This window comes from Aestuariirhabdus litorea (genome assembly GCF_003864255.1).
In the GTDB taxonomy this organism is placed as follows: Bacteria; Pseudomonadota; Gammaproteobacteria; order Pseudomonadales; family Aestuariirhabdaceae; genus Aestuariirhabdus; species Aestuariirhabdus litorea.
Window position 1 is genome coordinate 55,115 of sequence record NZ_QWEZ01000001.1, and the last position, 24,506, is coordinate 79,620.

The 24,506-nt window shown below is 62.3% G+C and carries 26 protein-coding genes; 16 read left to right on the forward strand and 10 right to left on the reverse strand.

Annotated features, from left to right (window positions below; translation table 11 throughout):
- Window positions 1-29: 29 nt before the first annotated feature.
- Window positions 30-1,004 (reverse strand): TRAP transporter substrate-binding protein, encoded by a 975-nt coding sequence (locus D0544_RS00265; RefSeq protein ID WP_424220684.1) that lies wholly within the window; start codon window positions 1,002-1,004, stop codon window positions 30-32.
- A gap of 569 nt (window positions 1,005-1,573) precedes the next feature.
- On the opposite strand from D0544_RS00265, the gene glyA reads away from it, so the two are divergent.
- The 11 genes from glyA to ribA all read left to right on the forward strand — a co-directional run bounded on the left by glyA (window position 1,574) and on the right by ribA (window position 10,250).
- The gene (gene glyA, locus D0544_RS00270) at window positions 1,574-2,827 is read left to right on the forward strand and encodes a serine hydroxymethyltransferase (protein ID WP_125013710.1); all 1,254 of its coding nucleotides are present in this window, start codon (window positions 1,574-1,576) and stop codon (window positions 2,825-2,827) included.
- Window positions 2,828-3,001: 174 nt separating this feature from the next.
- Window positions 3,002-3,469, forward strand: a complete 468-nt coding sequence (gene nrdR, locus D0544_RS00275) for a transcriptional regulator NrdR (RefSeq protein ID WP_125013712.1) — start codon at window positions 3,002-3,004, stop codon at window positions 3,467-3,469.
- 19 nt (window positions 3,470-3,488) lie between these two features.
- Window positions 3,489-4,631 (forward strand): bifunctional diaminohydroxyphosphoribosylaminopyrimidine deaminase/5-amino-6-(5-phosphoribosylamino)uracil reductase RibD, encoded by a 1,143-nt coding sequence (ribD, locus tag D0544_RS00280; protein WP_125013714.1) that lies wholly within the window; start codon window positions 3,489-3,491, stop codon window positions 4,629-4,631.
- Between the two features lie 7 nt (window positions 4,632-4,638).
- Window positions 4,639-5,307 carry a riboflavin synthase gene (locus tag D0544_RS00285; protein WP_125013716.1) on the forward strand — a complete coding sequence of 223 codons (669 nt, stop codon included), beginning with the start codon at window positions 4,639-4,641 and terminating at the stop codon, window positions 5,305-5,307.
- Window positions 5,308-5,331: 24 nt separating this feature from the next.
- Window positions 5,332-6,441, forward strand: coding sequence for a bifunctional 3,4-dihydroxy-2-butanone-4-phosphate synthase/GTP cyclohydrolase II (gene ribBA / locus D0544_RS00290; RefSeq protein WP_125013718.1), 1,110 nt, complete (start codon window positions 5,332-5,334; stop codon window positions 6,439-6,441).
- 30 nt (window positions 6,442-6,471) lie between these two features.
- Complete coding sequence (gene ribH, locus D0544_RS00295) at window positions 6,472-6,948, forward strand: 6,7-dimethyl-8-ribityllumazine synthase (RefSeq protein ID WP_125013720.1); 477 nt, start codon at window positions 6,472-6,474, stop codon at window positions 6,946-6,948.
- 1 nt (window position 6,949) lies between these two features.
- Window positions 6,950-7,411 carry a transcription antitermination factor NusB gene (gene nusB, locus D0544_RS00300; protein WP_279387266.1) on the forward strand — a complete coding sequence of 154 codons (462 nt, stop codon included), beginning with the start codon at window positions 6,950-6,952 and terminating at the stop codon, window positions 7,409-7,411.
- Complete coding sequence (gene thiL / locus D0544_RS00305; RefSeq protein WP_125013722.1) at window positions 7,411-8,373, forward strand: thiamine-phosphate kinase; 963 nt, start codon at window positions 7,411-7,413, stop codon at window positions 8,371-8,373. Before nusB ends, thiL begins: the two co-directional genes overlap by 1 nt.
- A gap of 1 nt (window position 8,374) precedes the next feature.
- Entirely contained in the window at window positions 8,375-8,851 is a 477-nt protein-coding gene (locus D0544_RS00310) for a phosphatidylglycerophosphatase A family protein (RefSeq protein ID WP_125013724.1), read from the forward strand.
- A gap of 34 nt (window positions 8,852-8,885) precedes the next feature.
- Entirely contained in the window at window positions 8,886-9,533 is a 648-nt protein-coding gene (locus D0544_RS00315; RefSeq protein ID WP_125013726.1) for a retropepsin-like aspartic protease family protein, read from the forward strand.
- A gap of 117 nt (window positions 9,534-9,650) precedes the next feature.
- The gene (gene ribA, locus D0544_RS00320; RefSeq protein WP_125013728.1) at window positions 9,651-10,250 is read left to right on the forward strand and encodes a GTP cyclohydrolase II; all 600 of its coding nucleotides are present in this window, start codon (window positions 9,651-9,653) and stop codon (window positions 10,248-10,250) included.
- 19 nt (window positions 10,251-10,269) lie between these two features.
- Here the strand turns inward: ribA and dxs are convergent, their stop codons facing one another.
- From dxs to D0544_RS00335, 3 genes are all read right to left on the reverse strand, one after another.
- Window positions 10,270-12,180, reverse strand: coding sequence for a 1-deoxy-D-xylulose-5-phosphate synthase (gene dxs / locus D0544_RS00325; protein ID WP_125013730.1), 1,911 nt, complete (start codon window positions 12,178-12,180; stop codon window positions 10,270-10,272).
- Window positions 12,181-12,248: 68 nt separating this feature from the next.
- Window positions 12,249-13,133 (reverse strand): (2E,6E)-farnesyl diphosphate synthase, encoded by an 885-nt coding sequence (gene ispA / locus D0544_RS00330; protein WP_125013732.1) that lies wholly within the window; start codon window positions 13,131-13,133, stop codon window positions 12,249-12,251.
- Window positions 13,130-13,372: an exodeoxyribonuclease VII small subunit gene (locus D0544_RS00335; protein ID WP_125013734.1), complete on the reverse strand. Its 243-nt coding sequence runs from the start codon at window positions 13,370-13,372 to the stop codon at window positions 13,130-13,132. Before D0544_RS00335 ends, ispA begins: the two co-directional genes overlap by 4 nt.
- A 302-nt stretch (window positions 13,373-13,674) precedes the next feature.
- Between D0544_RS00335 and pomA the strand changes: the two genes are divergently transcribed.
- Together pomA and D0544_RS00345 are read left to right on the forward strand one after the other, a co-directional pair.
- Window positions 13,675-14,436, forward strand: coding sequence for a flagellar motor protein PomA (gene pomA, locus D0544_RS00340; protein WP_125013736.1), 762 nt, complete (start codon window positions 13,675-13,677; stop codon window positions 14,434-14,436).
- A 39-nt stretch (window positions 14,437-14,475) separates the two neighbouring features.
- Complete coding sequence (locus D0544_RS00345) at window positions 14,476-15,471, forward strand: flagellar motor protein MotB (RefSeq protein WP_125013738.1); 996 nt, start codon at window positions 14,476-14,478, stop codon at window positions 15,469-15,471.
- A gap of 138 nt (window positions 15,472-15,609) precedes the next feature.
- On the opposite strand, the gene D0544_RS00350 is transcribed toward D0544_RS00345, so the two are convergent.
- Both D0544_RS00350 and D0544_RS00355 read right to left on the reverse strand, forming a co-directional pair.
- Window positions 15,610-15,918: a hypothetical protein gene (locus D0544_RS00350; RefSeq protein ID WP_125013740.1), complete on the reverse strand. Its 309-nt coding sequence runs from the start codon at window positions 15,916-15,918 to the stop codon at window positions 15,610-15,612.
- On the reverse strand, window positions 15,908-16,561 hold the full coding sequence (locus tag D0544_RS00355) for a hypothetical protein (RefSeq protein ID WP_125013742.1): 654 nt from the start codon (window positions 16,559-16,561) through the stop codon (window positions 15,908-15,910). Before D0544_RS00355 ends, D0544_RS00350 begins: the two co-directional genes overlap by 11 nt.
- Before the next feature lie 122 nt (window positions 16,562-16,683).
- On the opposite strand from D0544_RS00355, the gene D0544_RS00360 reads away from it, so the two are divergent.
- The 3 genes from D0544_RS00360 (at window position 16,684) to D0544_RS00370 (ending at window position 19,479) form a co-directional block, all read left to right on the forward strand.
- Window positions 16,684-18,360, forward strand: a complete 1,677-nt coding sequence (locus D0544_RS00360) for an ATP-binding protein (protein ID WP_125013744.1) — start codon at window positions 16,684-16,686, stop codon at window positions 18,358-18,360.
- Complete coding sequence (locus tag D0544_RS00365; protein WP_125013746.1) at window positions 18,357-18,746, forward strand: hypothetical protein; 390 nt, start codon at window positions 18,357-18,359, stop codon at window positions 18,744-18,746. The genes D0544_RS00360 and D0544_RS00365 overlap by 4 nt, the downstream gene beginning before the upstream one ends.
- 73 nt (window positions 18,747-18,819) lie before the next feature.
- On the forward strand, window positions 18,820-19,479 hold the full coding sequence (locus D0544_RS00370; RefSeq protein ID WP_125013748.1) for a glutathione S-transferase family protein: 660 nt from the start codon (window positions 18,820-18,822) through the stop codon (window positions 19,477-19,479).
- A 16-nt stretch (window positions 19,480-19,495) separates the two neighbouring features.
- On the opposite strand, the gene D0544_RS00375 is transcribed toward D0544_RS00370, so the two are convergent.
- Genes D0544_RS00375 through D0544_RS00390 form a run of 4 tightly spaced genes read right to left on the reverse strand, consistent with a single transcriptional unit; the run spans window position 19,496 to window position 24,451 of the window.
- Window positions 19,496-20,677, reverse strand: a complete 1,182-nt coding sequence (locus D0544_RS00375) for an MFS transporter (RefSeq protein ID WP_125013750.1) — start codon at window positions 20,675-20,677, stop codon at window positions 19,496-19,498.
- On the reverse strand, window positions 20,670-21,548 hold the full coding sequence (locus tag D0544_RS00380) for a DMT family transporter (protein ID WP_125013752.1): 879 nt from the start codon (window positions 21,546-21,548) through the stop codon (window positions 20,670-20,672). The genes D0544_RS00375 and D0544_RS00380 overlap by 8 nt, the downstream gene beginning before the upstream one ends.
- Window positions 21,545-22,219 carry a class I SAM-dependent methyltransferase gene (locus D0544_RS00385; RefSeq protein WP_243647212.1) on the reverse strand — a complete coding sequence of 225 codons (675 nt, stop codon included), beginning with the start codon at window positions 22,217-22,219 and terminating at the stop codon, window positions 21,545-21,547. Before D0544_RS00385 ends, D0544_RS00380 begins: the two co-directional genes overlap by 4 nt.
- Window positions 22,220-24,451, reverse strand: coding sequence for a S9 family peptidase (locus D0544_RS00390; protein ID WP_125013754.1), 2,232 nt, complete (start codon window positions 24,449-24,451; stop codon window positions 22,220-22,222).
- Window positions 24,452-24,506: the final 55 nt, after the last annotated feature.

Sequence of the window (24,506 nt, forward strand, 5' to 3'; positions counted from 1 at the left end):
GCCAGGGGCCGGGGCTTGGGGATCGGTAACTATTGATAGAACTGGTTAAGGATGGCACCCACCTCTTCGGGGGCTTCCTCTTTCCACTCCTTGATCATGATCTCTCCGATCTTTTGCAGCTCAGTCATCAGCTCGGGTGAGGGCTCGGTCACAGTGATGCCGTTTTGGGCCAGGGTTGCGGTGTCCTTGGTGGCTTGGGCGCGCACACCGTTCCACCCCTTCTCCTCGGCATTGGCGGCGGCGGTCAGGATCACCTGCTGGGTCTCTTTGTCCAGGCGGCGGAAGGCTCGCTTATTGACCACGACCACGTTTTTTGGAATCCAGGCTTTGACGTCGGTGTAGTGGCTCAGGTAGTCCCAGGCCTGTCCGTTAACGCCGGTGGAGGGAGAGGTGATCATGGCGTCAATGATGCCGGTGCTGAACGCCTGAGGGATTTCGGGCACCTGCACCGTTGTGGGGGTGGTGTTCATCAGGTCGGCCAGACGTGAGGTTGAGGGGCTGTAGGCGCGCATCTTGAGCCCCTGAAGGTCGGCCAGCTTGCTAACCGGTGCCTTGGTGTAGAGGCTTTGAGCGGGCCATGGAACGGTGTAGAGGAGAACCATTCCCTCTTTGTCGAGCTGCTTTTCAATCTCCGGTTTGGCCGCTTTCCAGAGTTTCTCGGAGTCCTCGAAATTGGTGGCCAGGAAGGGGATGTTGTCGTGTTTGAAGACCGGGTGGGTGTTGCCCATGATGCCGATAAAGACTTCACCCATCTGTACCTGGCCGGTTCTTACCGCGCGGGGGATCTCAGGGTGTTTCACCAGTGAGGCGCCGGAGTGAACGGTGATGTCAAGTTCGCCACCGGTGCCTGTCTTGATCTCTTCGGCAAACTGATGGGCAATCTGGGTGGGCAGGTTGGCATCCCCGTAGGGGGTGGGCATATGCCATTTAGTGGCGGCCTGGGTTGCGGAGGCCGTGAGTCCGCCCAGGATAAGCGCGGCGGCGGCAAATTTTTTTATCATCATAGGAGCCTTCCTTTATTTTGGTGGTTATCTCTTGCAACTGGGAGCAGCAGGACTGGCGGGAGCTTGATGTAAAGCGAGCCTCTTTATATAGCACCTGCTAGTGGACAGCCTACATCAGCGAGGGGGGTGGGGATAGGCTTAGGGGACTGTCCGGGGGGATGTAAGCCGGATGCGGGGAGGCTGGTTGTTGTGCCAGCAAAGGCTTGATGTCGAGCCTGGTCGGGCAAAACCTGAAGCGCTACAGGGTTCTGCTATGCAGGCGGGAAATGCGGTGGTCAGCATCGGCAGGCACCTGTGGAGCTGTCTGCGCTTCGGCGCTCCGGCAGGGTAACGCAGCCCCCATCACCGGTAAATTATGGCTTTTTGTGGCTTTTTTGTGGTTTTTTGTGGCGGGCGAACAGCCGTGTGTGGCTTCTCTGAGGTTGGGGGGGCAACGAGGGGGCCCGATCCAGCCCTTTTACCCCTGCCCGCCAGTGGAGCTGGCGGCGCAAAATGGGATGTCATCGGCGGTGCCTTGCTGTACAATCTGCGCCCACTTTTTCGATTGTGTTCTTGCCAAGAGGGTTGCCATGTTTACACAGGATATGACCATTGCCGGTTACGACGATGAACTCTGGAATGCGATGCAGGGCGAAGCCGTGCGTCAGGAGGAGCATATCGAACTGATCGCGTCTGAAAACTACACCAGCCCCCGGGTAATGGAAGCGCAGGGCAGCAAGCTCACCAACAAGTACGCCGAAGGCTACCCCGGCAAGCGCTACTACGGCGGCTGTGAGCACGTCGATGTGGTGGAGCAGCTGGCGATTGACCGCGCCAAGGCGCTTTTCGGTGCCGCCTACGCCAATGTGCAGCCCCATTCGGGCTCCCAGGCCAACGCGGCCGTCTACATGGCGTTGTGCAAGCCCGGTGATACCGTACTGGGCATGAGCCTGGCCCACGGTGGCCACCTGACCCACGGTGCCACCGTCAGCTTCTCCGGTCGTATCTACAATGCGGTCCAGTACGGCCTCAACGCTGACACCGGCGAGATCGATTACGACGAAGTGGAACGTCTGGCCCTGGAGCACAAACCGCGCATGATCGTGGCCGGCTTTTCCGCCTACTCCCGGGTGGTGGATTGGCAGCGTTTCCGCACCATCGCCGACCAGGTAGGCGCCTACCTGATGGTGGACATGGCCCACGTGGCCGGCCTGATTGCGGCCGGGGTTTACCCCAGCCCCGTAGGTATCGCCGATGTGGTTACCTCTACCACCCACAAGACCCTGGGTGGCCCCCGTGGCGGCCTGATTCTGGCCAACGATGACGAAGAGATCCAGAAGAAGCTCAACTTCGCGGTCTTCCCCGAGAGCCAGGGTGGCCCCCTCTGCCACGTGGTAGCCGCCAAGGCGGTCTGCTTCAAGGAGGCGATGGAGCCCGAATACAAGGCCTACCAGACCCAGGTGGTGAAGAACGCCCAGGCGATGGCGACGGTGCTGCTGGAACGCGGCATCAAGGTAGTGTCAGGCGGTACCGACGACCACCTGTTCCTGGTTGACCTGATTGGTAAGGAGTTCACCGGTAAGGACGCAGAAGCGGTGCTGGGCAAGGCCAACATCACCGTCAACAAAAACGCCGTCCCCAACGATCCCCGCTCCCCCTTTGTCACCAGTGGGCTGCGCATCGGTACCCCGGCCATTACCCGTCGTGGTTTCAAGGAGCAGGACGCCGCCAACCTGGCCGGCTGGATCTGTGACCTGCTGGACGACATCAACAACGAAGCGGTGGTGGCTGAGGTCAAGGCCAAGGTGCTGGAGATCTGCGCTCGCCTGCCGGTTTATCGTTAAGGCGTCGCTTCCCATGGAACGCCCCTGTGACCACGGTTGCAGGGGCGTTGTCGTTTAGCGCCCCGAGCCGCGGCGGTTTTCGGCCGCCGGCACTTGTTTTTGGGGGGTAAGCCAGTAGACTTCACAGCCATACCCCGACGTTCCGGCCCCAGGCCCTCTTTCAGGCGATATTGCATGCACTGCCCCTTCTGTAATGCACACGATACCAAGGTGATCGACTCCCGGCTGGTGGCCGAAGGCGTTCAGGTGCGTCGACGGCGCGAGTGCCTCTCCTGCTCGGAGCGCTTCACCACCTACGAGGGCGCCGAGCTGTTGCTGCCGAGGCTGATCAAGCGCGATGGCAGCCGGGTTCCCTTCGATGAGGAGAAACTGCGGGCCGGCATGCTACGAGCGCTGGAGAAGCGCCCGGTCAGCGTGGAGCAGATAGAGGAGTCGATCAGCCGCATTAAGCATCGACTGCAGGCCACCGGAGAGCGGGAGGTCAAATCCTTCGATGTGGGCGAGATGGTGATGCGGGAGCTGCAGCGCCTCGATGAGGTGGCTTATATCCGTTTTGCCTCCGTTTACCGGCGTTTCCAGGACCTGAATGAGTTCCGGGAAGAGATCGAACGGCTCGAGAAGGAGCCGCGTCCGAAGGCTTAAGGACCTGGACCCACCCCCCATGAGCGCACCCCATCCAGCCGTGTTTGATCGCCAATGCATGGCCCGTGCCCTGCAATTGGCCAAGCGCGGGCTCTACACCACTGACCCCAATCCCCGAGTCGGCTGCGTGATTGCTCATAACGGGCAGGTGCTGGCCGAAGGGTGGCACCAGCGAGCCGGCGAGGGCCATGCCGAGGCGAATGCGCTGGCGGTGGCAGGCGACGCCGCCCGGGGGGCTACCGCCTACGTGACCCTGGAGCCCTGCAGCCACTTTGGCCGTACGGCCCCCTGCTGTGACGCCCTCATCACCGCGGGTGTGGCGCGGGTGTGGGTCGCCATGACCGACCCCAACCCCCTGGTGGCCGGCAGCGGGATAGAACGGCTGCGGGAGGCCGGCATTGAGGTGGCCTGCGGGCTACTGGAGGATCAGGCGCGGGCGCTGAACCCCGGATTCATCAAGCGCATGGAGCGGGCCCGCCCCTTCGTGCGCCTGAAGTTGGCGATGAGCCTCGACGGGCGCACCGCTATGGCCTCGGGAGAGAGCCAGTGGATCACCGGCCCTGAGGCCCGTAGGGATGTGCAGCGGTTGCGGGCTCGTAGCTCAGCCATCATCACCGGTGTCGAATCGATCCTCGCCGATGACTCGGCCCTGACTCTCCGGGCCGAGCAGCTGGGGCTGGCGGAGGCTGAGGCCATCTGCCGTCGCCAACCGCGGCGGGTGGTGCTCGATAGCGATCTACGCACACCCCCCTCAGCCCGGGTGCTGCAGGGACAGGGAGCGACGCTGGTGGCCTGTGCCGCAGGTGCCGACCCGCTGCGCCGACAGGCTCTTGAGGCTGCCGGCGCCGAGTTGATTGAGCTGCCCCGCGAAGGCGATGGGCTGGCCCTGGAGCCGCTGCTGGCAGCACTGGCCCAGCGCGAGTGCAACGAGGTATTGCTCGAGACGGGGGCCACCCTGGCGGGGGCCGCAGTGGCCGCCGGCCTGGTTGATGAACTGGTGATCTACATGGCACCACTGCTGATGGGGAGTGACGCGCGTCCGCTGCTGAGGTTGCCGATTGCAACCATGGCCGAGGGGCGGGAACTTGAGATTGTCGATATGCGGGCGCTGGGGCGTGACTGGCGCATCACCGCGCGGCCCCGTACAGACGGGAATGGGTGAGGCGAGGATGTTTACCGGAATCATCGAGGCGGTCGGCCGTATCGCCCGTATTGAACTCAAAGGGGGCGATCTGCGGCTCTGTGTCGACAGCACCACCCTGACGCTGGACGATGTTAAACTGGGCGACTCAATCGCTACCAACGGGGTCTGTTTGACGGTGACCGGGCTGCTTGAACGGGGGTACTGGGTTGATGTTTCCCAGGAGACCCTGTCCTGTTCCACCCTTGGCGAGCTATCGGTGGGAGCGGCGGTCAACCTGGAAAAGGCGATGCAGGCCGGCGGCCGCTTTGGCGGCCATATGGTCAGTGGCCATGTGGACGGTATTGGTCGAGTGTTGTCGATTCGCGATGAGGGGCGCAGCCTGCGTTACCGCATTGAGCCTCCCGCGGAGTTGGGTCGCTACATCGCCAACAAGGGATCGATCACGGTGGACGGCGTGAGCCTGACGGTGAACGGTCTGGAGGGCAATAGCTTCGAACTCAATATCGTTCCCCACACCGCGGAGCAAACTATTATTAGCCGGTACCGTGAAGGCGACCGGGTGAATCTTGAAGTGGATTTGGTTGCCCGTTACCTGGAGCGACTGCTGCAGGGGGATAGGTCAACTGCTGCAGCGCCGGGGATGACGCAGGAATTTTTGGCGCAGCATGGCTTTCGTGGCCGTGGACGTCGCTAACACAGAGTGAACAGTGAACCCAATATGAAACTCAACAGCATTGAAGAGATTATCGAGGATATCCGCCAGGGCAAGATGGTGATCCTGATGGATGACGAGGATCGCGAGAACGAGGGCGACCTGATCGTGGCGGCGGAGAAGATCACCGCCGAGCAGGTCAACTTCATGGCCGCCAAGGCGCGTGGGCTGATCTGCCTCACCCTGACCGGCGAGCGCTGCGACTTTCTCGGTTTGCCCTCCATGGTACAGGGGGGGAATGGCAGTCAGTACGGCACCCCGTTCACCGTCTCCATCGAAGCGGCCGAAGGGGTGACTACCGGCATCTCCGCAGCGGACCGTGCTCTCACCATCCAGCGCGCGGTTGATCCGCGCTCGACGCCGCAGGACATTGTGCAACCGGGGCATATCTTCCCATTGCGAGCCCGCTCCGGCGGGGTGCTGAGCCGTGCCGGCCACACCGAAGCTGGCTGTGACCTGGCGCGTATCGCCGGGCTGATACCAGCGGCGGCGATTGTCGAGGTGATGAACGAGGACGGCACCATGGCGCGCCGGCCCGACCTGGAAAAGTTTGCGGAATTGCACGGCCTCAAGATCGGCACCATCGCCGACCTGATCCACTACCGCATCCTGCATGATCGCACGGTGGATCGCATCGACGAGAAGACCCTGAGTACCGAGTTTGGTGATTTCACCATGACCCTGTTCAAGGATACGATCCACGGCCGCTCCCATGTGGCCCTGAGCAGGGGGCAATGGCGTGCCGACCAGCCCACCCTGGTGCGGGTGCATGTGGCGGACGCCCTGCGTGACCTGATCGGCCTGCACCAGCCGGGCAGTGGCACCTGGTCCCTGCGCAATGCGCTCAAGCGCATCGCCGAAGAGGGCTCTGGCGTGGCCGTGCTACTCAACAGCGACGACAGCATGGGCATGGATCCGGCCCTCGACAGCTTCTTCAACCCACAGCAGCGTGCAGCGGGTAAAGACGGTGCCTATCACAACATTGGTACCGGCTCGCAGATTCTGCGGGAGATGGGCATTGGCAAGATGCGCCTGCTCAGCTCTCCCATTCGTTTCAGTGCCATCTCCGGATTCGATCTGGAGATTACCGAATACCTTCCCTACGAAGAGCAGTAGCGACTGCCTTCAAGACGACGAGGATTTTATATGTCTACCATCAAGACGATTGAAGGAAACCTGACCCCCAACGGCGGCCGCTATGCCATCGTGGTGGGTCGCTGGAACGCCTTTGTTGTAGAGAGCCTGCTGGAGGGAGCGGTCGACTCCCTGACCCGCCATGGCGTGAGCGACGACAACATTACCATTATCCGTTGCCCCGGCGCGTTCGAGATCCCGCTGGTGGTGAAGAAAGCGGCCAAGTCCGGTAACTACGATGCGGTGATCGCGCTGGGCGCGGTGATCCGCGGCGGCACCCCCCACTTCGAATACGTGGCAGGGGAGTGTGTGAAGGGGCTGGGCGTGGTAGCCCTGGAGTCCGAGGTTCCGGTCTCCTTCGGTGTCCTGACCGTCGACTCCATTGAGCAGGCGGTTGAGCGCTCCGGCACCAAGGCGGGGAACAAGGGCGAGGAGGCGGCCATGTCCGCGTTCGAAATGGTCAACCTGCTGAACGAAATGGGTGAGTGAGTTGAGACAGCAAAGCGATAACCGAATCAACCCCTCCGCCCGCCGCAAGGCGCGCCAGCTAGCGCTGCAGGCGCTCTATCAATGGCATATGGCGCAGGCCAACGTCAGCGATATCGAGGCCCAGTTCCGCACGGACAATGACTTCGACAAGATCGATGGTGAGTATTTTAGCGAGCTGCTGTTGAACATTCCGAAGCTGCTCGACGAGGTCGATGGCGGCATTGAGCCGTTGCTGGATCGCGGGCTGGACGAGCTCGACCCTATAGAGCGGGCCATTCTCCGAATCGGTGCCTACGAGCTGCTGCATCGTCATGACGTGCCCTACCGGGTTGTCATCAACGAAGGGATCGAGCTGGCCAAGCGCTTCGGTGCCTCCGAGAGTCACCGTTACGTCAATGGCATTCTCGACAAGATGGCGGCCAAGGTGCGCTCGCCGGAAGTGAAGAGCCACCGTAAGCCCTGATGCCGGGTGAGTTTGAGCTTATCCGGCGCTACTTTGACTGCGCAGGACTGAACCAGCACTCCCCATCGGTTGTGCTGGGGATTGGCGATGATTGCGCGATTCTCGACCTGCCCGCCGAGCAGCGCCTCTGCTTCTCGATGGACAGCCTGGTGGCCGGTGTCCATTTTCCTGCTGCCGCCGATCCGGCCCTGATCGCCCGCCGTGCGCTGGCGGTCAATCTCAGTGACCTGGCGGCGATGGGAGCCTCCCCCCTCTGTTTTACCCTGGGATTGACGTTGCCGGAGGCCAGCGATGAATGGCTGCAGGCATTCTCCGCAGGGCTGGCCGCCGAGGCCGCTGCCCATGGGGTCAGCCTGGTGGGGGGGGATACCACCCTTGGCCCCCTCAGCATCACCCTGCAGGTGCAGGGGCTGCTGCCCCGCGGCGGTGCCCTGCGCCGTGACGGGGCGCGGGAGGGTGAGCTGGTTATTGTCAGTGGTACCCTGGGGGATGCGGCGGCGGCGCTGGACCTGCTGGAGCAACCGGCCGCCGCATTGACACCCAACCGGCAGCAGCTGCTCGAGCGCTACTACCGCCCGCAGCCGCGGCTTGAACTGGGGCAGGCGCTGCTAAAGATCGGTGCGGGCTGCGCCATCGATATCTCCGACGGCCTGCTGGCCGATCTGGGGCATATCCTCGAGCGCAGTTGCGTCGGTGCCCGAATCGACCTGGGTGCCCTACCCCTGTCGGCTGCCCTGCGGGCCGAGTGCCCCGAACGGGCCCTTGAGCGGGCGCTGAATGGAGGCGATGATTACGAACTCTGTTTTACCCTGGCCGAGCCCCTCTGGCAGCAGCACCGGGAGTCTCTTTGTGCCTGGGTGGCCTGCACCCCGATCGGCCGTATCGGCCGCGCCCCGGGGCTGACCGACGCCCAGGGTGCGCCGCTGGTCGCCAGCGGCTACCAACATTTCCGAGGAGAGTAGCATGGCCGATACCCCGTCCAGTGTATGGCGTAACCCGATCCACTTTGTAGCGTTCGGCTTTGGCAGTGGCGCAGCCCCGGTGGCCCCCGGCACCTTTGGTACCCTGGCGGCGATCCCCTTCTACCTGTTGTTGCAGTATCTGCCGCTGGCGAATTACCTGCTGGTGGTGCTGGTGGCCTTTGTGGTGGGCTGCTGGCTGTGCGATATCACCTCGCGGGATATCGGGGTACACGACCATGGCGGCATCGTATGGGATGAGTTTGTCGGCCTCTGGGTTACCCTGATCGCCGCCCCCCCGGGCTGGCTGTGGATCTGTGTCGGCTTTGTCCTGTTTCGCCTCTTCGATATCCTCAAACCCTGGCCGATTCGTTGGCTGGATCGGCGGGTCGGGGGCGGTTTCGGAATCATGGTGGATGACCTGATCGCCGGGCTCTTTGCCTGGGGCGTCATGCAACTGCTACAACTTTGGGTGGTCTAATGCCCAGTCGGTAGCGAGGGAGAGAGTCGGGGTGATGGTTAGAGCTCGATTATGGCTGTTCCCCCTGCTGTGGCTTCCCTTGACGCTGCAGGCCGCGCCCGAGGTCAGGGTGCAGGGGCTGTTTCCCGGGGCTGCGGTGGTGATTATCGATGGCGAACGGCACCTGCTGAAGGTGGGGCGCAAGCCCGTCAAGGGGGTCAGTGTGCTGGAGGCTGATGCCCAGAGTGCCTTGCTACTGATTGAGGGCCAGCCGCGGCGCCTGACCCTGTCACGGGAGGTCAACAGCCGCTTTACCCAGGCCCAGCGGCGCCAGGTGCGGCTCAGCCTCGATGCCGCTTCCGACAGCTATCCGGTGTTTGGTGCCATCAATGGCCGTCCCCTGCAAATGGTGGTGGATACCGGCGCCAGCCTGGTGGCGATGAGTTCGCAGCAGGCGCAAATCCTGGGTCTCGACTACCTGAAGGGCGATCCGCTTCCCCTGACCACCGCCAGCGACCAGGTGATGGGATATGCGCTGACCCTGGATCGGGTCAGCATCGGCGGCATTGAACGCCGCAATGTCCGCGCGGTGGTGGTGGAAGGCCGTTTTCCAACCCAGGTGTTGCTGGGGATGAGCTTTCTGCAGCACCTTCGCATCGAGCATCAGGGCAGCGTCCTGTTGCTGGAGGAGCGCTCCCCCTAGGGGGCGTGCGCTCCCGGCATCCCGAGGCGGCGCTGTAATGGTGTGCAGGACCGGGCTGGCCTGTTAGAATGCCGCCCTCGACCGCGCTGCTGTGGCAGGTATTTTTAGGAGTCATCAGTGTCCATACGTTACGTCGCCACCTCGAAATTACCCACTCCCTATGGGGTGTTTGCCATGCATGGCTTCGAGGACAGTGAAACCGGCAAGGAGCATGTTGCCCTCACCATGGGGGTGGTGGACGATGGCGAGCCGGTCCTGGGTCGGGTCCACTCCGAATGCCTGACCGGGGACGCCCTGTTCAGTATGCGATGCGACTGCGGTGCCCAGCTGCAGGCTGCGCTGCAAGCCATTGCGAAAGAGGGGCGCGGAGTGCTGCTCTACCTGCGCCAGGAGGGGCGGGGCATCGGCCTGATGAACAAGATTCGCGCCTACAAGCTACAGGATGCCGGGGCCGACACGGTCGAGGCTAACGAGCAGCTGGGGTTCGGTGCCGATATGCGAGAGTACGGCATGTGCGAGGTGATGCTCAAGCAGCTTGGGATTCGCTCGCTGCGACTGATGACCAACAACCCGCGCAAGGTGAAAGCGATGGAAACAGTGGGGGTGACGGTCACCGAGCGCTGTCCGCTGCAAACCGGTCGTAACCCCCATAATGAGCGTTACCTGCAGACCAAAGCGGGTAAGCTGGGGCACTGGATCACCCCTCCCGAAACCTGAGTTGAGTTGGCGCCGGGCCCTAGCGCTTGGCGCTTTTGCTGGGCTGTTCGGCCGCCAGGCGGTCCTGAACCGCGCTGATGATACCGGCGGCATCGAGGCCGCATTCGCTCAGCAGCTCCGTTGGCTTGCCGTGCTCGATAAATCGATCGGGAATACCGAGGTTCAACACCGGGGTCTGTAGCCCCTGACCCTGCAGGAACTCGTTGACCGCCGACCCGGCGCCCCCCATGATCGACCCCTCTTCCAGAGTGACCAGCAACCGGTGGTTGAGGGCCAGCTGGCGTACCAGCTCTTCGTCCAGGGGTTTCACGAAACGCATATTGGCCACGCTGGCGTTGAGCGACTCCGCCGCCTTGAGGGCGTTGTGCAACAGGGTACCGAAGGCCAGAATGGCCACCCCCCCATCCCCCTGGCGTTGCATCTCGCCCTCGCCGATGGGCAGGCTTTCCAGCGCAGGCTGAATCTCGACCCCGACACCGCTACCCCGTGGATAGCGCACCGCCGCCGGACCGCTGTGACGGTAGCCGGTGGTCAGCATCTGCCGGGTCTCGTTTTCATCGGCCGGGGTCATGATCACCATGTTGGGGATGCAGCGCATGTAGGCGAGGTCGTAACAACCGGCATGGGTGGGACCATCCTCCCCCACCAGCCCAGCGCGGTCGATGGCAAAGAGTACGTCCAGGTCCTGCACGGCGACGTCGTGGACCAGCTGGTCGTAGGCCCGCTGCAGGAAGGTGGAATAGATGGCAACCACCGGCTTGCCGCCATCGCAGGCAATACCGGCAGCGAGGGTAACCGCGTGCTGCTCGGCGATGGCAACGTCAAAGTAGCGATCGGGAAAGCGTTCGGCAAATTCGATCAGGTCGGAACCGTCCTTCATGGCCGGGGTAATGCCTACCAGCATCGGGTCCTGCTCTGCCATATCCACCAGCCAGCGGCCAAATACGTTGGAGTATTTGGGAGGGGTGGGTTTGGGGGTGGCGACCTTGATGGGGGCCTCGGGCTCCAGTTTGGTAATGGCGTGGTAGCCGATCGGGTCCTGTTCGGCGGGGGCAAAGCCGTGCCCCTTCTGGGTGACCACATGGAGGAACTGGGGCCCGTTGAGGTTGCGCATGTTATGCAGGGTGCTCACCAGGGCTTCGAGGTTGTGGCCGTCGACAGGACCGATGTAGTTGAAGCCGAGCTCCTCAAACAGGGTGCTGGGGGCCATCATCCCCTTGACGTGCTCCTCGGTGCGGCGGGCCAGCTCCCAGGCTTTGGGAATGCCGCTCAACACCTTGCGGCTGCCTTCACGCATGGTGTGGTAGGCGCGGCTCGAGAGCAAACGCGCAAAGTAGTTGGAAAGACCGCCCACATTGGCTGAAATCGACATGTCGTTGTCGTTCAGTACCACCAGCAGGTTGGCATTAACCTCGGAAGCGTGGTTCAGTGCTTCAAAGGCCATGCCGGCGGTCATGGCACCATCACCGATGACGGCAATGGCGCGGCGGTTGCGACCCTGCATACGCGAGGCAATTGCCATGCCCAGGGCGGCGCTGATGGAGGTGCTGGAGTGGCCTACACCGAAGGTGTCGTAGGGGCTTTCGCTACGGCGGGGAAAGGCCGCCAGTCCATCGCGCTGGCGCAGGCTTAACATCGCCTCGCGGCGTCCGGTGAGGATCTTGTGGGGGTAGGCCTGGTGACCAACGTCCCATACCAGCCGATCCTCCGGGGTGTTGAAGATGTAGTGCAGGGCGATGGTCAGTTCGACTACGCCGAGGCCGGCCCCGAAATGACCGCCGGTCTGGCCGACACAGTAGAGCAGGTACTCCCGCAGCTGTTCCGCCAGTTGCGGCAGCTGTCGCGGCTCGAGTTCGCGCAGCTGTGCCGGTATATCGACCCGGTCCAGCAGAGGCGTATCGGGTCGGTGGCGGGGAATCTCGTGAAGCATAGAGCGGCTGGCTGTCTGGGTCGGTGTCAGGTATGGGCACAGGACTGTGAGCCGGCCATTCTACTCTGCTAATGGCTGCGATGCACTATGTATCGAGCGAGCTCCCGCAGGGGGGAGGCCTGGTCGTTGAAGGGGACGAGGGCATCGAGCGCCTCCTCCAGCAGGGTCTGTGCCTTGTGCTTGGCCCCCTCCAGTCCGAGCAGGGCCGGGTAGGTGGGCTTGTTGAGGGCCTGATCGGCGCCCTGGGTTTTACCCAGGGTTTCGGTGTCCGCCTCCACGTCGAGTATGTCGTCCTGAACCTGGAACGCCAGGCCCACAGCGCGGGCATAGCGTTGCAATCGTTGCAGCTGGTCGGCTGAGGCACCGCCAATGCGGGCGCCCATTTCGACGCTGGCGCAGATCAGGGCGCCGGTCTTGTGGTTGTGCATCTGCTCCAGCTGGTCGAGACCAAGGGGCTTGCCGACGGCGGCGAGGTCGATCGCCTGGCCTGCCACCATGCCGTAGAGACCGGCGCCTCGGGCCAGTAGCTGCACCAGCTGCAGTTGCAGGCCACTGTTGTGGGTGGGCACTGGTTGGCAAAGCTGTTCGAAGGCCAGCGCCTGCAGGGCATCGCCGGCGAGGATCGCGGTCGCTTCGTCATAGGCGATGTGGCAAGTGGGTTTTCCCCGGCGCAGGTCATCGTCGTCCATGGCAGGCAGGTCGTCGTGGACCAGCGAGTAGGCGTGGATCAGCTCGACCGCGGCGGCCGCCGGCAGCGCCTGCTCAGGGTCTCCCCCAAGGGCCTCGCAGCTGGCGAACACCAGCATGGGTCGCACCCGTTTGCCGCCATTGAAGAGGCTGTAGGCCATCGCCTCGCGCAGGCGTTCGGCGCCGACTGGCGCGCTGGCCAGCAGTTGTTGCAGGTGACGATCCACCCGCTGCTGGCTGATCTCGAGGTAGCGTTGGATGCTCATTCGTTATCGGTCGGCTCGAAGGGTTCCCGGATCAACTGCTGCTCCCGTTCTACCAGTAGTTCCACTTTTTGTTGGGCCTGGGTCAATGCCTGTTGGCACTCGCGGGTCAGGGTAACGCCCTGCTCGAACGCTTGCAGCGATTGCTCCAGCGACAGCTCGCCGGACTCCATCTTCTCCACCAGCGCCTCGAGCTCGGCGAGGGATTGCTCAAAGGCAAATCCCGGCTTCTTTTTGGCCATGATCGATCACTCGTCTTAATGAAGGCGCCACAGTACCTAACTGCCTCGCGGCGGTCAAACCATCGCAGGCGCTGCCCCTGACCGCCCTCATCTCCCACAAGCCAAAGGGCGTAACCGGGTTCGCAAAAGTGGCCGTGCAGGGGAGCCTGATCGTGCTAAATGGCGGGGGGCGCTGGTGCCTCGGGGCGATTTGGGATAAATTTCCTACTCTCTGTATTTGTTAGCGCCGCCGGCCAGCACGTTCTCGCCCGTGACGCTGGTAGCGTCAGTGGACCCATCAATAGACTGTAAAGGAGTAGTGCGTGGATTTAGCGACCCTGGTGGGCCTGCTTGGCGCCTTCTGTATCGTCATCTCCGCCATCATTTTCGGAGGTTCGGCGGGGGTGTTCTTCAATATCCCCTCCATATTGATTGTGGTGATCGGTACCATCTTTACCGTCCTGATGAAGTTCACCCTCAAGCAGTTTTTTGGTGCCTTTCGCGTTGCCGGTAAAAGTTTCAAGTTCAAATCCTCCGACCTGAACAGCCTGATCGATGAGATCGTTGAGTTGGCGGATATCGCTCGCAAGGGAGGGCTGCTGGCGCTCGAAGAGAAGGAGCCAAGCCACCCCTTCCTTAAGCAGGGGATACAGTTGCTGGTCGATGGCCATGACCCCGCGGTGGTGAAGGCGATGCTGACCAAGGATATGCGCCTGGCGGTGAGCCGCCATGAGAGCGGAGCCAAAATCTTTTCCGCCATGGGCGATGTCGCTCCGGCCATGGGAATGATCGGTACCCTGGTGGGTCTGGTGCAGATGCTCGCCAATATGAGCGATCCCAAGTCAATCGGCCCGGCCATGGCGGTGGCGCTGCTGACTACCCTCTACGGCGCTATGATCGCGACCATGTTCGCGCTGCCCATGGCTGACAAGCTGGCGCTGCGGCGCGATGAGGAGGCGCTGACCCAGGCGCTCATCATTGATGCCTTGCTGGCGATTCAGGAGGGGCAGAACCCACGGGTGATCGCCTCCATGCTGCGCAATTACCTGCCCACCTCGGCCCGAGAGGTCGAGGAGGCGGGATGATGCGGTCTCCGGTGATGGACCTCGAGCGCCGGAGTCTTTATGGCTGACACAGACCTGGAAGATTGCGACTGTCCGAAGTGCCCTAGAGGACTGCCGCCCTGGTTGGCGACCTTTGCGGACCTGATGTCGCTGCTGATGTGTTTTTTTGTTCTGCTGCTCTCCTTTTCCGAGATCAATGCGCTGAAGTTCAAGCAGATCGCGGGCTCCCTGAGGGACGCCTTCGGGGTGCAGTCGGAGCTGAAGCTGAAGGAGATCCCCAAGGGCACCAGCATCATCATGCAGGAGTTCAGCCCGGGTAAACCGGAGCCGACGCCGATCAACGAGGTACGCCAGTTCACCACCACGGTCACCCAGCCGGACCTGGACTTGAGCTGTACTCCCGGGGACGAGACCCGAACCGGCCAAAGTGCCGCGGTTGATGGCGTGAAAAACGAGCAGACTGCACAAAAGGTACAGCAGCTGATCGAACAGACAGAGTCCCGCGCCCAGCAGTTGGCCACCGTGCTCAGTCAACAGGTGGAGCAGGGCAGCATTGAGGTGGAAACCAAGGGCCGCAAGATCATTATCCGGGTGCAGGAGAACGGCTCCTTTGCCTCGGGGTCGGCAGAGCTGGAGGCGGAGTTCTACCCGGTGATGGAGAACATCAAGCGGGTGCTGCGCTCGGTGGAGGGTACGATCGCCATTGAGGGGCACACCGACAGTATCCCGATTGATACCGAGCGTTTTGAGTCCAACTGGGCACTCTCTTCGGCGCGCGCCGTCTCGGTTGCACATGCCCTTATTATCGGCCGTGATGGTATCGATCCGTTGCGGCTGCAGGTGAGGGGCTATGCGGAAACCCGGCCCCTGGAGTCCAATGCGACCCCCGAGGGACGCGCCAAGAACCGGCGGGTTGAGATCGTCCTCACCGAAGGCCTGGATCCTGCTCTCAAGGCCGACCTCAAGGAGCTGCGCGAGACCGATACCCGTCTCTACGACAGCCTTGACCTGCAGGACAGCGAGCTCTTCAACCTGCGCCCGGACGAGGTGTTCTAAGCGCTGCTGCTTTATTGAGCGCGTTGCCGCAGGTGGCGCGCTTCATGGGGTGGCGACATCTATCCACAGGTCACACACAGTGACCTCCCCCTTTTCTGTGTACAAACAGCTGTGCACAACCGCGGACCTGTTCCCACCTTACTGACCGCAGCGCTCCTGCAGCTGGCGGCTCAGCTGTTGGTAGCGGTAGAGCGATTGGCGCTGCGTGTCGGCCACTCGCCGGCCCTGGCCGAGGCAGAGAAACAACTGTCGTTGCAGGCCCTGGTTGTGTTCCCGGACCTGTGCGACCTGGGCGGGGAGGCAGTAGCCGGGCGCCCGCTCGACGCTGGCTTGCAGCTGCTGGAGTTCCCCTGCAGTAGGGACCTTCAACGAACAGGGAAGGGGCGCTGACAGCCCCGCCGGACTGAATAGCAGCCCCAGCAGCAGCGCGCCGATCCTAGAAGTCATTTAACAGCCTCCCCAGCCAGCGGTCGCTGCCGGTGACCAGCCGTTGCCACAGGCTGGACTGCTGCTCGCAGGCGCGGTTGATACGGATCGTCAGGGAACCGTCGGCGTAGCGTGCCGGTTCCCGCGGCTCGCTCCGGGTAATAAGGCCGGACTGGGTGAGGTAAACCCGGTAGCGGCGCTGGGGGTCCATTGTCTGATAGGTGGAGCTGCCGTACTCGGCGTCCAGGAGTCCGTTAAATCGTCCCAGCCAGGCGCTGAGCGCCACCAGGTCGAGGGTGGGAGTGTGACCGATATCGTAGGCAAGCTGGGGGCGCTGGTTGGCCTCCCCCAGATTCTGGTAGCGTCCGCTCAGGCGCTCCAGGCGGTAGCGGGCATCCAGCCCCAGGAGGGTGGCGACGGTTTTCCACTTGATCACCTGGGCGTCAATGCGCCATTGGTCACCGAACAGTTCGAACTCTTCCCGCTGGCAACCCTTATGGCCGCTGAGTGTGGCCAGATAGTGCTGTGGCCCGAGGGAGCGAAACTCGATCTCGGCCAGCGGGCGCTCGTAGCTGAGGCGCTCCACGCTGTAAAACCATCCCAGGGTTGGAACCAGGGAGAGCAGCAGCAACAGGGCCAGGGGAAGCAGCAGGAGGCGCTTCATCGGGCTGGGGCACCGTCGGGACGGTGATGGTTGGGCGACGTTGGGCGAGGGGCGCGCATGGTAATTGGATCGGCTTTTTCCTATGCTGGTGCTAGATTCCGACGCGAGTATCCTGCGGTTGTATGACCAGTTTATCAAGAACCCTGCTGAAAAGGGTGCTCTCCATCTACTTCGCGCTCACCTTTCTGGTAACCCTGGTGCAGGTGGTAGCAGAGTTTTACAGCGCCCGTTCAGTGATCGAGATGGATATGCGGCACACCATCGATGGTTTGCAGCAGGGGCTGGCGCAGGCGATTTGGGAGATTAACCCGGAGCAGGAGAACGCGCTGGTGGATGGGCTGCTCCAGCTTCCCGCTGTGGTGGGGGTGGACATATTGCACCACGATGATGAGTCCCATATTCGCCGCGGTATTCTCCCCGAGCAGCGATTGCCCCGCCTCGACAGCAGTACGGATGCCCGCTCGGTTCGGGGGGATGGTCGCCTGTTTGGGATCGAGGCCCCGCTGACTTACGCCGATGCGGGTATCGATCGCTGGGTCGGAACCCTGACCCTTTACTCCAGTGACCAGGTGACTTTCGAGCGGATACGGGTGAGCCTGGTGTTCCTGATCCTTAATGCGATGTTCAAAACCGCCCTGCTGATCTTTATGTTTCTGTGGGTGTTTCGGATCTACCTGTCGCGTCCCCTGGCCTCCTTTGCCCAGCAGATCAGCAATATGGATCTGCACAATTTGGAAAAGAGTCATCTGCATCTGCAGCAGCCCGGTGAAAATGAACTCACCCTGCTGAGCAAGGGGTTCAACCGGCTGGTGGATAAACTGATCGATAACCGCAGCGAACTTGATCGCCACAGAGCCCTGTTGGCCGAAGAGGTGGAGCGCAAAACCCTGGCCTTGCAGCAAACCTTGAACGAGGTCGAGGCGAGGGAGCAGTCCCTGGCCAGCGAGGTCGAATTGCGACTGCAGGCCGAGCAGGAGCTTAAGGCCAGTTATGCGGCGCTGAAACAGTCTCAGGGGGAGCTTTACCGGGCGCAGGACCAGCTGGTGGCTTCGGAAAAGCTCAATAGCCTGGGGCAGATGGTGGCGGAGGTGACCCATGAGCTCAATACCCCGATTGGGGTGGCGATCACCACCAGCTCCTATCTGGAAAACAAGATGCGGGAGCTGGAGAGAGGGTTCAAGGAGCGCTCCATCACCAGCACCCAGATGGAGCAGTTTCTTGCCGGCGGGCTTGAGAGCGCCGAGCTGATTCGGGTGAACATGCAGCGCGCCGCCGAGCTGGTGGGGGATTTCAAACTGATCGCGGTGGATGAGGCCAGCAACCGCATGCGCAGGTTCAACCTGAAGGAGTACCTGCAGGGGATCGTCCACTCGCTGCACCACAAATTCAAGCGCACGACTCACCGGATCGAGCTGCGGTGCGAGCCCGATATCGAGCTCTACTGTCGGCCCGGCTCGATCGCACAGATCCTGATTAACCTGATGATGAACAGCCTGGTGCATGGGTTCGAGTCACAGGAGAAAGGGAATATCTGTATTGAGGCCAGCAAGGAGGGAGATGACTGGGTCTGTATCGACTACAGCGACGACGGTCGGGGGATGTCGGCGGAACAGCTGCAGCGGGTTTTCGAGCCCTTTTTTACCACCCGGCCCGAACAGGGAGGCAGTGGGCTGGGAGCGCATATTGTGCACAAGCTGGTGACCACAGACCTGGGCGGTGAGATCAGCGTAGACAGTGAGCCGGGGCAGGGGGTTCATTACCGCTTGCGCTTTCGAAGGCTGCAGGAGAATGAGCAATGAAAGAGCATGGCAGTTTCGAGATAACACGCCGGGGGCGCATCATCGAATGTGACTGCAGCGGAACCTGGAACCGGGAAACCGCCGACCGCTACTGTCGCCAGCACCGGGCGCTGGTGCGGCAGATAGGGAGTCAGCCCTGGGCCAAGATTCTTGATCTCAGGGGGTGGGAACTGGGCACCCCCGATGTGGTGGTGCCCCTGCGAGAACTCTACGTCTGGTGTGTACTACATGGCCAGGTTCGACAGGTGAATATTCGTCACCAGAGCCTGTTCAAACAGTTTCACCTGGAGAACATCGTACCCACCGATTCCAGTATTGAGTTCCTCGATGAGGATGACTGGGAGGCTGCTCGGGCGCGGCTGGCCGCCGAAGGGTTTCTCTCCTGATCCCGGCTTTGCTTGAGTCTGCCCGAAAAACCCTCTAGCCTGATCTTTTCGGCCACCATCGAGGATCTGCTCTGTGCTTAAGCTTTATGGTTTCAATGTCAGTAACTACTACAACATGGTCAAGCAGGCCCTGCTGGAGAAAGGAGTCCCCTTTGAAGAGATCAAGGTCTACCCCAACCAGGAGGAGTCGTATCTGGAGATCAGTCCCATGGGCAAGGTGCCCTGCCTATTGACCGAGCAGGGGCCGCTGACTGAAACCAGCGTGATTCTCGACTACCTCGAAGAGAGCCAACCCGGTGAACCCCTGTACCCTGCCCAGGCCTATGCGCGCGCCAAGGTGCGTGAGCTGATCCACGAATTGGTGCTGTATATTGAGCTACCGGCGCGTCGCTGTTTTGGCGAGGTTTTTTTCGGCGGTACCACCTCAGCGGAAACCAAGGCCGAGGTAGAGGCAACCTTGTTGAAGGGGGTGTCCGCCCTGCGCCGCCGCAGCCAGTTCAGCCCCTTTATTGCGGGGGAGAGCTTTAGCTACGCGGATATCGTTTTCCTTCACAGCTTTGACCTTGCCAACCAGGTTGCGGAGCGTCTGTTCCAGCGCAACCTGTTTGACGAGCTGCCGGGGGCCCAGGCACTGATGGCCCGGCTGGCCGAGCGGCCGATGTCCCAGCGGGTGGCTGTGGAGATGCGCGCCGGCATGGAGGAGTTTGTCCAGCTGCGCTCGGCCAAGCCCTAGAGCCGGTCAACGGGGGCTATTGTGGTTGGGTCGTCCCTTCGCCCTGCGGCAGGCGCATCAGCAGCAGGCAGGCGCCCACCGCCAGCAAAATCAGGGGGATCGCAATCTGGTTCATCTGCGTCCAGCCCAGGATCGACTCCAGCGGGCCGGAGCTGAGGGAGGAGAGGGTAACCCCGGTGAAGATAATAAACTCGTTGGCGGCCTGGGATTTCCCCTTTTCCCGCTCCTCGTAGGTGGTGGTCACCAGCTGTGTGGCGCCAATAAACATAAAGTTCCAGCCTACCCCCAGCAGCGTCAAGGCGCTGAGGAACTGCCACTGCTCCTGCCCCCCCAGGTTGATCGCGCAGCAGCCCAGCATCAGCAGGGCTCCACAGAGAATCACGCGCAGGGCGCCGATCCGCTGGATCAGGTGGCCGGTGAAAAATGAGGGTAAAAACATCCCCATCACATGCCACTCGATCACTCGCGCCGCCTGGTCGAAGGCGAAGCCGCAGCGGGCCATCGCCAGCGGGGTGGCGGTCATCAGCAGATTCATCACCGAATAGGCGAGGGTGGCGGCGAGCACAGCGACAATAAAGTGGGGTTGTTTGAGTATCTGGCCAAGGGGGCGGCCCTGACCCGATTGCCGGCTGTGGTCCTGGGTGGGGATGTCGACACCGCTGAGCAGCACCAGGGTCAGGCTGTAGAGGGCCACCAAGGCGTAAAAACTGCCAATAAAGGGGGCCGCGGTGAACCACTGATTGCTGGAGACCGCGATGTTGGGGCCCAACACCGCGGCGATCACTCCCCCCGCCATTACCAGCGAGATGGCACGTCCCTGCTGGCCCGGGTTACTGGCGTCCACTGCGGCAAAACGGTAGAGGGTACCAAAACCGATGCCGATCCCCAGCAGCAGGGTACCGAGGCAGAAGAGGGCGAACTGCTGCTCCAGCAGCGCCGAGGCGCAGGCCAGGGCGCCAGCGATGCCGAAGCAGTTACCCAGCACGAAGCCGCGCCGCCGGCCGATCCGGTCCATGATCAGGGAGGCGGGGATGGTACTCATCATCAGGCCGATAAACTGCAGGGCCAGGGGCAGCGTGATCAGCTCCGTGGAGGGCGCCAGTTGTTGGCCGATCAGGGCGCTGACCGCAATCAGCAGTACATTGCCCGTCGTGAGCAGGGCCTGGCACAGGGACAACAGAAGAACGTTTTTATTCACGGTTGCTCGCTCCGCTGGGTCGAACGGCGGTGGAGATCAAAAACACCGCCAGCAGGGTGATCGTGCCGCCGGCGATCACCTGTAGTGAGAGGGACTCGTTAAACCAGAGATAGCCCTGTAATGCGGTGGCTGGCGGCACCAGAAAAAAGAGGCTGGTGACCCGGTTGATCTCGCCCTGGCGGATCAGCAGCAGCAGCAGCAGGATGGTCACCACCGACAGGATCACTACCGACCAGGCCAGGGCGAGGGAGAAGGTGAGGGTCCACTCTACGGCTCGCTCATCCCACAACAGGGCGGCGGGACCGAACAGGATCAGGGCCCCCAGGTACTGCCAGAAAGTGCTTTGCAGCAGGTGTTGCTGCTGGCAGAAACGTTTCTGGTAGAGGGTGCCCAGGGTGATCCCCAACAGCGCCGCCAGCGCCGCAGCGACACCGGCGAGCGGCAGCTGCAGGGCGCCCTCCTTGGGCCATAACACCAGCGCGATGCCAATCACCCCCAGCAGCAGCCCCAGCAGCTGGCGCGGAGGTGGGCGGAAGCCGGAGAAGGAGACCGCGATCAGGGTGGTCAGCAGGGGTTGCAGTCCAACCAGCAGGGCGGTGACCCCGGTCGGGGTGCCGAAGTCGATGGCGATAAAGACCCCCCCCAGATAGATGCCGTGCAACAGCACACCCACCACCAGCATGTGGCCGATCTCCCGGCGCTGGGGCCAGGGGGCGCGCCAGATCAGGACCAACAGGAGCAAACAACCCAGGTTCAAGATCATCCGCAGGGCCAGAAAACTCATCGGTTCGGCGTAGGGCAAGCCGAAGCGCGCACCGATGAAGCCGGTGCTCCAGAGGAACACAAAAAGGGTAGGGATCAGCACTTTCATTGGGAAACCGTGGTGGAGGGCTTGTGCAGCAGGATCACATCGCTGCCGACAAATTCTACGGTAGCACGTTGCTGACGGCACCAAAAGATGAAGGTCTCTCTGCTAAAAAAGGCGATATGGGTCGGGTCCCGAATGTAGTGCCAGCGGGCGAAGGCCTCCTCCGAGGTTACCATCTTGGTCATCAGTCCCAGCCAGCCTCCGGGTCGCAGGCAACTCCACAGGGCTTGCAGTGTCTGGCCGGGCTGTGAAAGGTGCTCAACCACCTCGGTGGCGGTAATGAAGTCATACTGGCGGCAAAGGTGCTCTGGGTGGTCGGCAAAATAGAGATCATAGAGCGTCATCGAAAATCCCTGTTCCTCCAGCATCATGGCCAGGGCCGGCCCGGGGCCACAGCCGAAATCGAGCCCCTCGGCACCAGGTGACAGGCGCTCACTTAAAGGGACTGACAGGCGTGACAGGAAACGACGATAGCCCCTGTCCACCGGGTCGTTATTGTGCAGCGCATACTCCGCCTGCTCATGCTCCGGGCTGAGGTGGTACCGGGCCGGCACCTGCACCAGCTGACAGTGAGGGCAGCGCAGGTAGTGGCGACGGGTATCCTGGTGAAAGGGGATACAAGGGGCCATGCCGCAGAGGACACAGGCCTGGGGCTGGGAGTGGATCGGTTCCATTCAGCGGTTAAAACATTCGCGCAGGAAACGTTGCAGGTGACGGTAGTATTCCAGCTGGTTATCGAACTTACGGAAGGGACCGTACTCGTCGCCCTTGATCAGGGTTTCCACGGTCACACCACGGGTTCTCAGGTTGGTGGCCAACCGATCGAGGTCCTGCATGCGGGCACGCTGGTCGAGGCGCCCCTGGGCCAGCAAGAGGGGGATGCGGATCTGGTCGATCGCGCTCAGCGGAGAGTCCGCCTGTAGCTGGGCAAAGGACTCACGGGGATCGCCCATCTGCTGCTGGATCACCACCCGGTTCACCTCTTCGTTGGCGGGGAGTGTATCGAGCCAGTGCAGCGGGTTGAGGGGAGCGGCCATGGCGGCGGCGCAGCTGTAATCGGCCGGGTAGAAGGCGGCCGCAGCGATGGCCGCATAGCCACCATAGCGCTCTCCGATAATCGCTACCTGCGAGCGATCGGCAATGCCCTGTCGGCGCAGGTAGGCGACGGCGTCGGAAAGGTCCTGCTGCATGATCCCATGCCCCCAGCGCCCTGCCAGGGCGTACTGCTTGCCGTAACCGGTGGAGCCGCGGTAGTTCACCTGCATCACCCCGAAGCCGCTGCTGGCGAGGAACTGGACGAGGGGGTCAAACCCCCAGTGGAAACGGCCTCGATAGGGCTGCGCGTGGGGCAGGATCACGAAGGGCAGGGTGCCGCGCTGGTAGCCCTGGGGCAGGGTCACGTAGCCGTGCAGCATGAAACCATCGCGGGCCCGGAAGTTGACCGGTCGCATGGGGGACATTTGCGCACGCAGCGGGTAGGGCGGGGTGTCAAAGAGCTCACGGTAGTTGTCGTCGGAGCGTTGGTAGAGGAAAAACCGGGGCGGTTCCATATCGTTGAGGATACGGAACAGGACGCGGTTGCCATCCCGGCTGCTACTCAGCTTCTGCAGGGTGCGTTGGCCGGAGCGTTGGAAAAGGTCGGCAAACAGTTCTCCGTCCTTGTCATCGAAAAAGTGATAGTGGGGTTTGTCGGTTTCGTAGGCAACACCCACCACCCGCTGCTCTACCCCCGCGACCACCAGTTCGCTCAGGTCGGCTTCGGGGTTTTCATACAGCAGCTCCTGCAGCTGGTTGGTGGCCGGGTCGTAGAGTTGGATGGCGAGGGTGTCGCGCTCGATATTACTGCTGACGTAGAGGCGCTGGTTATCGGCGGTAAAGCGCAGTGGGTCGACCCGGTCCGGCCAGGGGCTGGTATGAGAGACCCTGAAAGCAACCTCCTCGTTGTCACGGTAAAGCAACTCCCGCTGCAGGCCGTTCTGGCTGATGGCCGCGCGGAGCTTGCCCTCATGGTCGGTGAGCCACTTGACGATGGTGCCAGTGTTGGTGGCCACCCGCTGCTGCTCCCCGGTTTCCAGATTCAGGCGGTAGACATCATCGAAGCGGCGGTCACGGCGGTTGCTGGTGATCAGGATATGCTCGGGGTCGCTGAACAGGGGATCGAGTAGGCGATGACGTACCCGGCTATCCTCCGTCAGCGGGCGCCGGCCGCGCTTTTCAGGGGTGACGAGGAACAGCTGGCTGCTCTGTTGCTGCGGGTTGGCCACTTCGTAGACCAACTGGGAGTTGGAGATCCAGCGGTAGTCGCTGACGCTGTGGCTGCGCTGGTTGCTCACCCGCATGGGCGCGACATAGAGCGCGTTGCGCTCCTTTTCGCTGAGCTCGTAAAGGGAGAGACTGGTGACGGTATCGGGAAACAGGTTGTTCTGCGCCGATCCAGAGCGGGCGTACTCCTGCTCCGTGCCGCCCCCGGCACGCGGGCGGGGCTGCTCCCCGCTCTCGGAGGCGGGCGCCATGTTGAGGTTGATATCGTCACCGGGCTCGGTGGTGGCTTGCTCGCTGTTACCGTTTCCGGCAGGGGCTTCAGCGCTGGCCTCGTCATTGGTGGCTGCAGGTGCCTCTTCCTGGTCGGTCGCGGGGCTCTCCTCCGGAAGGGTAGCCGGCAGCACGGGGCGGGGGATGGGCTTGTCCAGTAGCCGGATATAGAGGTTGAGATGTTGCTGCCAGGGCCTGAGGAAGGAGATCATGCGACCATCGGGAGAGAGTTGGGGACTCTGCTGTGCCGGTGGCGTGAACAGTTCCCGGGCAGGCAAAGGCTGCGCCGCCTGGGCAGGCGTCAGCGCCAGGCTTAAAGAGAACCCCAGCAGTGGTAGCAGGGCGCTGAAGGTCGTGAGTAGAGCTGGTCTCATCTTTGGGTCCGCAGGCTGTTCGGGAGTCGGGGCTGCGCGCCGGATTGCTGCACTC